This is a genomic window from Mesorhizobium sp. ArgA1 (genome assembly GCF_053714375.1).
Genome location: NZ_JBSKBQ010000076.1, coordinates 1 through 2,078 on the forward strand (window position 1 = coordinate 1; position 2,078 = coordinate 2,078).

The window sequence follows — 2,078 nt, forward strand, 5'->3', positions numbered from 1 at the left end:
GGCGCTGCAAAACCGACTGGCGAGGCTGTGATTTTGGAGTTTCGAAACGGCACTTTCAGCGGCAGAAGCAACTGCTTCATCCTGATGGTGAGTAGACCCGCCCTGGGTGAATGGCGGCGCGGCGTCGCGCGGCCATTGAGAGCGCAAGCGACGCCTCTGCGGCTTCACTCTTGAGGTGTAAGAATCCGTTTGGAAATTCACGGATGAGCGGTTCTTCGTAGGAGGTTGCCGCCCATGGCGACGAGGATCATGGCGTGAGAGACATCGATGCGCTGCTCGTAGTCGCGCACGAGGCGTCGCCATCGGGTCATCCAGCCGAAGGTGCGCTCGACGATCCTCTGTACAATGTTGCTTGGAAATTGTCATTTCGCGTGGTGATTTTGGGCCGGCCGGGCCATCGATCGGAGGCACCCGGAAGATGATCTCGATGTGCGCGTCGTCGATTTCGACTTGGCGAACCACGGTGCGGATGATCTGCCGCATGCCGATCCGATCAAGGCCGGCGAGCCCTGCTGTCACCTTGGCGGAGAAGTCTTCCAGACGGCTGATGAGGAGAGAGAGGTCGCGTTCGTTCTCGGCCACTTCGACCGCCGCCCGGTGTCGCTCCTGAAGCTGGGAGAGGCGTTGTTTCAGGCCAGCGATACGCGGTTCGAATTCCGCCTTGTCGATGACGCCCTCGGCATAGCTGTCAATCAGCCGGCCGATGCCGCGACGCAAGGTGGCCATCTGTCGTTCCAGGCGGACGATCTCATCCGGCTCGCGGTTTCGTCGCGGGCTTGGAGGAGGCGGCGGCGATATTCGTCGGCCACGCGACCCGGGTTCTCCAGGAGACCTTTCACCTGATCCCACACCGCTTCTTCCAGGTGATCGCCGCGTACCGCCGGGTTATCGCACACGGCATGGCCGCTGAAGCGGTAGCCATCCGCACCGATACAACGATAGTAGCGCAGCGTGTTCGTCCGATCGTACTTGCGGGAACGAGGCGCGCGCTTGCCATAATAGGCGTAGCCGCAACGCCGGCAGACCGCGAGGCCCTGCAGCAGCCAGTCCGCGCCGGGTATGCGTTGGCGCTTGCGCTTCCGGTTCTCCTCAAGCTGTGCACGGGCCGCCTCGAATACGGTGAGATCAACAGGACGGTCAAGCTTAGCAGGAAGCTTGCGACAGGACACTTCGGGTGGCTTCCAACCCCTTGAGCTACGGAAGCGCTTCTACTGTCCAATTTTCATATAAATCGCCCACGGAATCTATGCAGGTTCCGTGGGCGTTTTGTTTTCGGGTAGCTGGGCAGGAGCAGGCTGGTGGGCAAGAACGGTTCCCACCCGGGTACCGTGAGCATTCCGCTGGGCAAACGCTGTCACCACTGAATAATGGACATCGTCTCCGTGCGTCTTGTGCTCAAGCACGGCAATGCCGACTATCGTCCGCACTACTGTCACACGCACGTTCCGGATATGCCCGAACTCGCAGAAGACAGGTGAGCCGGGGCGAACGATATCCGCTACGTATTTTGCGACGTCTTCTTCCTCTGAATACCCGCGAGCAAGGATTTCCGTCTTATGCCGTGCCCAGATATGGCGCACGCCGAATCCTCCGCGACTGCTGTGTCGTCCGCGTTTCAAGACGATCGGCGCGCCCGGAATCAGGATACCTCTGATCTGACATTCTTGTCCTCGACTCTCCCAAAATAGTAGGTGCCGTTTGAAGGATGTTGAACAAGAGTATTCGGCATCTATTCCGTAATGGTTGCATCGGCAGTTTGGCAAAATGCGCCGTAACATGAGGAGCCGAGCATTAATAGTCGCCACATAGAATCAATTGGCTCGATAAATCTCCTTAGGAAACCCGGAGGTTCCTACTTGCTCGAATTGAGCTATTACCTAGCCCGAAAAATTCGCGGCGGGTTGGCGGATGTGGTGCAAGCCGTTGAAATGAACTAGGATTTGGTTGCTTACGCCAACCCTAGTCATTTCCGGAGACCACACCCGCCATGAACGATCCTACGCTACCGCTGAGCGGTTTGTCATCTGTCGGAGGCAAGTCCGTCATCGCCCGTTTCGACGGTGGCATGCTGTCGTCCA

The 2,078-nt window shown here is 58.5% G+C and carries 1 protein-coding gene and 1 pseudogene; both read right to left on the reverse strand.

All coding sequences use genetic code 11. From position 1 onward, the window contains the following. Positions 1-197: 197 nt before the first annotated feature. A pseudogene (locus tag ACWGTI_RS32275) lies at positions 198-335 on the reverse strand (IS5/IS1182 family transposase); the annotation flags it as partial. 357 nt (positions 336-692) lie between these two features. Beyond that, positions 693-1,169, reverse strand: coding sequence for a zinc ribbon domain-containing protein (locus ACWGTI_RS32280; RefSeq protein WP_454590634.1), 477 nt, complete (start codon positions 1,167-1,169; stop codon positions 693-695). Positions 1,170-2,078: the final 909 nt, after the last annotated feature.